Below are 7,877 nucleotides of genomic sequence, written 5' to 3'. Positions count from 1 at the left end.
TTATATATCCTGTAACTTTAAATAAAAAGCTATTAAAGGAGAATTGTATTGATTTATGAAAGTATTGATAACGGGCGCGACAGGATTAATAGGCACACAATTAACAAAAGAATGCCATAAAGCAGGTATTAGTGTAAACTATTTAACAACGAGTAAAGAAAAATTAGAAGATAAGCCTAATTACAAAGGGTTTTATTGGAACCCTTATGAGGGCGAAATTGATAAAAATGCTTTTACAGATGTAACTACTATTATTAATTTAGTAGGGGCAACCATATCAAAAAGATGGACAAAAAGCTATAAGAAGACAATTATAGAAAGTCGTACCAAAACAGCCAATCTTATATTTGAAACTCTCAAAAATAATAAAACTACAGTAGAGCATTTTATTTCTGCAAGCGGTGTAAGCATCTACCCAAATAGCGAATCCCGGTTATATACTGAAAAAGATACAGCAGTTGATACTACCTTTTTAGCTGAAGTAGTTCAAGCTTGGGAAGCTGCTGCAGATCAATTTGAAAAATTAGATATGCGGGTGACAAAAGTGCGTACTGGTGTTGTTTTGGCAGAAGAAGAAGGCGCATTCCCAAAATTAGTTAAGCCTATTGAAAAGGGCTTTGGAGCACCATTAGGGAGTGGAAAACAATGGATGTCTTGGATACATATAGATGATATAGTTTGTGTTTATATGCACATATTAAAAAATGGGCTTCAAGGTATTTATAATGCCACTGCCCCCAATCCCGTGACAAATGAAAAAATGACTCGTAAAATTGCCGCGTATTTAAAAAAAGACCTGTGGCTGCCTAACGTTCCTGGTTTTGTGCTGCGCTTAGTTCTTGGTGAAATGTCCATTTTAGTGCTTAAGGGGCAATTAGTAAGCTCAAAAAAGCTAGAAGAAAGTGGCTACAAGTTTAAATACGTAAATGTAGTGCCCGCCATTAAAAATTTACTATAAAAAAAGACGGTCAATAAGACCGTCTTTATAATCAATAATTATTTTAATTCTTCGATTACTTTTTAGCAATCAATGATATTGTTAATTCAATCTCATCATTAATAAACTTATCTCCTAAGTTATCAAATACTGATTTAGAACCGTAATTAACGCCCCATTTAGTTCGGTCAATAGTAAAAGATTTACTTTCAATCATAACTTTATCAACATCCATATTTACAGTTGCAGGAAATTCAATATGATTGGTTTTATCTTTCATAGTAAGATTTCCTTTAACCATCGTGTGATCTCCCATTGCTTCAACTCCTGTTAATTCAAAAGTTGCAGTAGGGTATTCGTTTACATTAAAAAAGTCTCCTTCTTTTCCTTCCACAGTACCCATAAGGTGTGCTTCAAGATTCGCTTTTTGCTCACCTTCTAGATCTTCATCGGCGATGGTCTTCATGTCGATGGTAAAATTACCAGCTTCGATCATATTTTCTTTAACTGAAAGTGAACCGTTGGCTATATCTACCGTTCCGTGGTGGCTTCCTGTAGGTTTTTCACCTTTCCATTTAATGGTTGAAGCAGTCGTGTCAACTGTGTATTTTACAGCTTCTTGAGTAGTTTCGGCAACTTCTTTTGCTTCAGATGTTTTTGCTTCTTTTTTTCCGTCGTTACAAGAAACAGCTCCTATTGCAATAAAAACTGCTAGTGTACTATTGATGATGGTTTTTTTCATGGTTTATTATGTGTTTAGTTTCTTTTTGCAAAAATAGCAGTTACGTATTTTATTATTCTTAAAATACTATTAAAATAAACTCTTGACATTTTGTCATTTCATATTAAATGGCAGTACTTTTGCACCTTTCAGAAAAAACAAAAATAAACTCATTCATGAGCAAGAAAGATAAAACCAAAAAGGAGAAAGTTGCCGAAAATGATGTGGCAACGAAAGAGCAGGAGCAACAAGAGGTTGTAGATACTGCCGAAAATGAAATAACTGAAGAAAATGAGCTAGCAAAATTACAGGAAGCGCTAGAAAAAGAAAAAGAACGCAACTTACGTTTGTTTGCTGAGTTTGAAAATTATAAAAGAAGAACTGGGCGTGAGCGTGTTGAGTTGTTTAAAACTGCAGGACAGGATGTCATAACATCATTACTACCAGTAATGGATGATTTTGACCGTGCATTGAAAGAGATTGAAAAAACGGAAGATAAAAACCTTTTAAAAGGGGTGGAATTAATTCAGAATAAATTGAAAGAAACCCTTCGGGCTAAAGGATTAGAACCTATAGAAACGAGTCAAGGAGAAACTTTTGATGCTGAAATTCATGAGGCGGTAACACAAATTCCCGCTCCATCGGACGATTTAAAAGGAAAAATAATAGATGTAATTGAAAAGGGATATACTTTGGGTGAAAAGATCATCCGGTTCCCAAAAGTTGTGATAGGCCAATAATTGTATGAAGGAAGATTATTACGAAATACTCGGTTTAAGTAAAAACGCTACGGCGGCAGAAATTAAAAAAGCATATCGAAAGAGAGCTATTAAGTATCACCCAGATAAAAACCCTGGTGATGCTGAGGCTGAAGAGCTATTTAAAAAATCTGCTGAAGCATATGAGGTTTTAAGTAACCCCGATAAAAAAGCGAAGTACGACCAATTTGGTCATCAAGCCTTTGATGGTTCTGGTGGTTTTGGTGGCGGAGGTATGAATATGGACGATATCTTCAGTCAGTTTGGTGACATCTTCGGTGGCGGAGGCTTTGGAGGCTTTGGTGGTTTTGGCGGCGGGGGTCGCAGAACTGTAAAAGGAAGCAATCTTCGTATTCGTGTACAGCTTACCCTCGAGGAAATTGCAAACGGGGTAGAAAAGAAAATTAAAGTAAAACGCAAAAAAGTTGCCCAAGGAACTACTTATAAAACGTGTACTACGTGTAATGGCTCGGGACAAATGACTCGTATTCAGAATACCATTTTAGGGCGTATGCAAACAGCTACGACGTGTAGTTCTTGTGGAGGTAGTGGCCAAATTGTAGATAGTAAACCTACCAATGCAGATGCACACGGTATGCTAGCTACAGAAGAGACTGTTTCTATAAAAATACCAGCGGGAGTAGTAGACGGTATGCAGCTAAAAGTTTCGGGTAAAGGAAACGATGCGCCAGGTAATGGAATAGCTGGAGATCTTTTAGTAGCAATTGAAGAAAAAGACCACCCAACCTTACAGCGGGAAGGTGATAATCTTCACTATGATCTATACGTCAGTATCCCAGATGCAACACTTGGTGCTTCAAAAGAAATTGATACCGTTACAGGAAAAGTGCGGATAAAGGTAGAGCCTGGAGTGCAAAGTGGAAAAATATTAAGACTTCGTAACAAAGGAATACCAAGTATTAATGGATACGGTTCTGGAGATTTATTAGTCCATGTTAATGTATGGACACCAAAAACATTGAGTAAAGAACAACGTGCTTTTTTCGAGAAAATGACTGACGATGAGCACTTTCAACCCAAGCCTGAAAAAGAGGATAAATCATTTTTTGAAAAGGTAAAAGACATGTTTTCTTAAATAAACGTTAATTAAATAATTTTTACCTATATTTGATTCATCGCTACACTTTGTGGCGATAATTTTTCTTTTTCATAGCAATTTTTTTCCCACCCTTTATTTATAGAGGGTGGGTTTTGTTTTTTTAGACAATGCATACTCATAGCTCTTGTTTACCTTAATAATTGAGCGATGAAAACTGTAACAATCTTTAGTTTTTTTGCACTAACAAATTAAATTACCTGAATACTATTTGCCTTCAGGGGCATTTCAATATCTTTACGAAATCGATAGTAAAAATTATGGAAAAACTTTTAGTAGCAAACAATGTTTCTAAAACATTTGGCAAGTATAAAGCAATCAACAATATTTCAGTTGAGGTACCCAAAGGCAGTGTTTTTGGTCTCTTAGGTCCTAATGGAGCGGGGAAAACAACTTTTATACGTGTTATCAATCAAATTACCATGCCAGATACGGGTGAGGTAATTTTAGATGGAGAAAAACTACAGCCACACCACATACAATATATAGGTTATCTACCTGAAGAACGAGGCTTGTACAAATCTATGAAAGTAGGGGAACAGGCATTGTATTTAGCACAATTAAAAGGTTTGAGCAAGACCGAAGCTAAAGAGCGGTTAAAATATTGGTTTGATCGACTGGAAATTGGCGATTGGTGGAACAAAAAAATACAGGAACTATCTAAAGGGATGGCACAAAAAATACAATTTGTTGTTACCGTGATGCACAATCCAAAATTGTTAATTTTTGATGAACCTTTTAGTGGTTTTGACCCTATAAACGCTAACTTAATAAAAGATGAAATATTAAAATTGCGCGATGATGGAGCAACGATTATTTTTTCAACACATCGTATGGAGTCAGTTGAAGAAATGTGCGACCATATTGCTCTTATTAATAAAGGTAATAAAATCTTGGACGGTAAGTTGATAGATATTAAACGGGAATATAAATCGAATACCTATGAAGTTGGTATTCAAGCTGAATATCCAGATGTGGTTACAGCCGATTTAAAAGAAAAATTCACCTTGTTTCCTGCTACTTTTAAAAGTATTAATAACGAATTACAGTATAAAATTCAGATTCCTGAAACTCACACTGCAAACGATTTAATCACGTATTTAACCGGAAAAGGGGAGCTTACCCACTTTGTGGAAGTAATTCCTTCTGCGAATGATATTTTTATAGAAACTGTACGTAACAACTAATCAATATGAACCATCTTTTACTAATTCTAAAAAGAGAATATTTAAATAAAGTACGTAACAAGTCATTTATCATCATGACTTTTTTAAGTCCATTAATATTGGTAGGTATTTTTACTTTGGTAGCCTATTTATCAAATGTTAATAGCGATAGCGTACGAACTATCACAATTCTGGATGAAAGTCAATTGTTTGTAGATCAATTTGAAGATACCAATTCTATTCATTACAAAGCATTGAGTGATATTTCGGCAGAAGAAGCCAAAAAACTTTCTCAAGAATCGGAATATTACGGGTTTTTGTACATTCCGAAGACACAGACCATTGATGAGCTTGCCAATAAAATAACTTTTTATTCTGAAGATTCTCCGTCCTTGACTATTATGGACGATATTCAAGATGCGATTGAAGAAAAGGTAAACACAGAAAAACTACAAGAAGCAGGAATCGATTCAAAAAAAATAGAAGAGCTTCGTATAAAAATAAATACAAATTTAGAAACCTATGCTGGGCAAGAAACCTCAAAACTAGGATCGGGTCTTAAGTTAATATTTGGTGGAGCTGCAGGGTATCTATTATTTATGTTTATCATTATTTACGGAAACATGATTATGCGCAGTGTTATAGAGGAGAAGACCAGTAGAATTATTGAGGTGATTATTTCTTCAGTAAAACCTATGAAACTGTTATTGGGTAAGATTTTTGGTACAACTTTGGCCGGAATCACACAATTTGTAGCCTGGATGCTATTAATAGGTGTATTTAGCTTTGTACTTACGTCAGTTTTGGGTATAGATCCTTCAGCAGTACAGACTCCTCAGCAACAAATGCTAGAAGCCAATGGTAGCGGTGTGGAGCAGATAGCGATGGAAGTTATCCACGAAATTAACTCCTTGCCAATAGCCAATTTAATTATCATGTTTATATTGTTTTTTATTGGCGGTTATTTGCTGTATGCTTCTTTATATGCAGCTATTGGAGCTGCTGTAGATAGCGAAACCGATACGCAGCAATTTATGATGCCCATTTTAATGCCATTAATTTTGGCTGTTTATGTAGGCTTCTTTACTGTAATTGATAATCCGCATGGTACTGTTTCTCAGGTATTTTCTTTTATACCTTTTACTTCCCCTGTAGTAATGCTCATGCGTATTCCATTTGGAGTGCCTATTTGGCAACAAATTGTATCAGTAGTTATTTTATTTGCTACATTTATGGGTACGGTTTGGTTTGCTTCAAAAATATACCGAGTAGGTATTCTAATGTACGGAAAAAAGGCAAGCTACAAGGAGATTATAAAGTGGCTTAAATACTAAAAATGATTCAGCAGGAAAAAGTTTCTGAAAAAATAGAAGATGTTGTAACGAACGATATTTGGGGAAGTATAAAAGATTTCCTCCAATTGGGTTTTCATTTTGGTGAAGGAGAGAAACAAGTTAACATATCAATTGGCTTGTTGTTATTGGTTATCGTATCATTTTTTATCGCAAGCTTTATTTTAAAATGGGTTCGTAAGCTCTATACTCGAAGATTGGAAGAAGCCGATAAACTCAAGTTTGTCAGTGTTTTTAAATTTATAAAATATGTAACCTACATTGTTGTTGTTGCAATTGTTTTAAGTGTTGCCGGATTTAATATTACTCCATTTTTAGCGGCATCTGCAGCCTTATTAGTTGGGCTAGGATTAGCGCTTCAAGACCTTTTTAAAGATGTAATAGGGGGTATTTTCATTATTCTGGACAAATCGCTTTTGGTGGGTGATATTATTGAATTGAACAGTAAAGTTGGTAGAGTAATAGATATAAAGCTGCGAACCACCCGCGCCATTACACGTGATGATAAGATTATTATCATTCCCAACCATAAATTTATTACCGATACCCTATACAATTACACACAAAATCATCGTACTACAAGAGAGTGTGTTAAGGTAGGAGTTGCCTACGGAAGTGACACAAATTTGGTTAAAGATTTACTTTTGCAAAGTGCCGAAAAACAAAAAGGAGTGTTAAAAAGTCCTAAACCTTTCGTATTATTTGAGGATTTTGGAGATTCAGCACTTATATTTAGTATCTACTTTTATATCGGTGACAGTTTTGTCGATCCTCGTATAAAAAGTGAGATGCGTTTTCGTATAGACCAACTGTTTAGAGAAAACCAAATTACCATCCCGTTCCCGCAGCGAGATGTACACTTATTTCAAACTAAAAAATTGTAAACATTTTGAAAAACAAAAATAACGACGGTTTAAAGAAAGTCTTTACCTTATTTCTTATCCTTATGTGTAGTACTTTATTTGCACAAACCACCGATCTTGCCAGGGTTGAATATTTAAACATTCCTTTTTCTAAATCTGATAACTCCATACAAAGGTATCGAGCCCTTGTTCAAGCGCCTATTCCTCTAGATAAGGAGAATAATAGCATTTTTGTAATTAGTTTGGAGTATCGCTATATCGATTTTTCCATTAAAGATACTGAGGACCAAATTGCTTTTGGTGATAATTTAGTTGATTCCTCCCAAGATATGAGACTCAATTTAGGTTATACATGGAAATACAACAAAGATTGGCGTTTTGGCGCTAGAGTAGGTGCAAGGATTAATTCTACGTTGGAAAATAGCATAGAAAGTGACGATGTTGTGTACGAAGGTGGTATTTATGCCATTTTAGATAAAAAGGATGACACCACTGTCACCAAGCCATACCGTCTTATTTTAGGGCTTACCTATTCAACTACTCCTGGGCGTAATTATCCCTTACCACTCATAAATTACTTTAGAGAATTTCGTCCCAACTGGACTTTCACTCTTGGAGTACCGAAAACCAATGTTCGTCATTATTTAAATGACAGTCATAAAGATGCGATACAAGCTTTTGCCACCTTGGACAATATTTATGCTAACCTTCAGAATAACTTCGTTCCCATGTCAAGCCAAAATCCAAATAATAAGCAAGTGGAGAACATAGAGCATACTATCGGACTTTTAGGATTGGGTTATGAACATTTCTTTACTGAACATTTGCTTTTTTATGGATATGCCGCACATTCTGTTTATAATAATTTTAGGATGGAAAATAATGATGGTGATAAAATCTATGAAATTAATTCTACAAACACCCCTTATTTTCGAGCTGGGTTTAAATTTAAATACTAATAAC

Annotated in this window: 8 protein-coding genes; 7 read left to right on the top strand and 1 reads right to left on the bottom strand. The window is 35.1% G+C overall.

Annotation, left to right across the window (positions count from 1 at the left end; translation table 11 throughout):
* The first annotated feature begins 55 nt into the window (after positions 1-55).
* Positions 56-958: a TIGR01777 family oxidoreductase gene (locus tag AACZ92_RS13110; protein ID WP_339702121.1), complete on the top strand. Its 903-nt coding sequence runs from the start codon at positions 56-58 to the stop codon at positions 956-958.
* A gap of 55 nt (positions 959-1,013) precedes the next feature.
* Here AACZ92_RS13110 and AACZ92_RS13105 read toward each other — a convergent pair whose 3' ends face one another.
* Positions 1,014-1,679, bottom strand: coding sequence for a YceI family protein (locus AACZ92_RS13105; protein ID WP_339702119.1), 666 nt, complete (start codon positions 1,677-1,679; stop codon positions 1,014-1,016).
* Positions 1,680-1,834: 155 nt separating this feature from the next.
* Here AACZ92_RS13105 and AACZ92_RS13100 point away from each other — a divergent pair, with 155 nt between their 5' ends.
* The 6 genes from AACZ92_RS13100 to AACZ92_RS13075 all read left to right on the top strand — a co-directional run bounded on the left by AACZ92_RS13100 (position 1,835) and on the right by AACZ92_RS13075 (position 7,873).
* A complete protein-coding gene (locus AACZ92_RS13100) occupies positions 1,835-2,398 on the top strand; it encodes a nucleotide exchange factor GrpE (protein WP_339702117.1) in 564 nt (187 codons plus the stop codon).
* Between the two features lie 4 nt (positions 2,399-2,402).
* Entirely contained in the window at positions 2,403-3,512 is a 1,110-nt protein-coding gene (dnaJ, locus tag AACZ92_RS13095; protein ID WP_339702115.1) for a molecular chaperone DnaJ, read from the top strand.
* A 281-nt stretch (positions 3,513-3,793) separates the two neighbouring features.
* A complete protein-coding gene (locus AACZ92_RS13090; RefSeq protein WP_339702113.1) occupies positions 3,794-4,720 on the top strand; it encodes an ABC transporter ATP-binding protein in 927 nt (308 codons plus the stop codon).
* 5 nt (positions 4,721-4,725) lie between these two features.
* On the top strand, positions 4,726-6,033 hold the full coding sequence (locus AACZ92_RS13085) for an ABC transporter permease (protein WP_339702111.1): 1,308 nt from the start codon (positions 4,726-4,728) through the stop codon (positions 6,031-6,033).
* Positions 6,034-6,035: 2 nt separating this feature from the next.
* On the top strand, positions 6,036-6,935 hold the full coding sequence (locus tag AACZ92_RS13080; protein ID WP_339702109.1) for a mechanosensitive ion channel domain-containing protein: 900 nt from the start codon (positions 6,036-6,038) through the stop codon (positions 6,933-6,935).
* A 5-nt stretch (positions 6,936-6,940) separates the two neighbouring features.
* Positions 6,941-7,873 carry a DUF6268 family outer membrane beta-barrel protein gene (locus tag AACZ92_RS13075; RefSeq protein WP_339702107.1) on the top strand — a complete coding sequence of 311 codons (933 nt, stop codon included), beginning with the start codon at positions 6,941-6,943 and terminating at the stop codon, positions 7,871-7,873.
* Positions 7,874-7,877: the final 4 nt, after the last annotated feature.

This window comes from uncultured Marixanthomonas sp., assembly GCF_963974425.1.
Taxonomy (GTDB): Bacteria; Bacteroidota; Bacteroidia; order Flavobacteriales; family Flavobacteriaceae; genus Marixanthomonas.
The sequence above is the reverse complement of the archived record's forward strand: the minus strand, read 5'-3'. Positions and strand labels throughout refer to the sequence as shown.

Coding starts and splice junctions, on each gene's coding strand:
- AACZ92_RS13090 (WP_339702113.1), top strand. CDS start 3,794: ATGGAAAAACTTTTAGTAGCAAACAATGTTTCTAAAACATTTGGCAAG.
- dnaJ (WP_339702115.1), top strand. CDS start 2,403: ATGAAGGAAGATTATTACGAAATACTCGGTTTAAGTAAAAACGCTACG.
- AACZ92_RS13100 (WP_339702117.1), top strand. CDS start 1,835: ATGAGCAAGAAAGATAAAACCAAAAAGGAGAAAGTTGCCGAAAATGAT.
- AACZ92_RS13110 (WP_339702121.1), top strand. CDS start 56: ATGAAAGTATTGATAACGGGCGCGACAGGATTAATAGGCACACAATTA.
- AACZ92_RS13080 (WP_339702109.1), top strand. CDS start 6,036: ATGATTCAGCAGGAAAAAGTTTCTGAAAAAATAGAAGATGTTGTAACG.
- AACZ92_RS13085 (WP_339702111.1), top strand. CDS start 4,726: ATGAACCATCTTTTACTAATTCTAAAAAGAGAATATTTAAATAAAGTA.
- AACZ92_RS13105 (WP_339702119.1), bottom strand. CDS start 1,679: ATGAAAAAAACCATCATCAATAGTACACTAGCAGTTTTTATTGCAATA.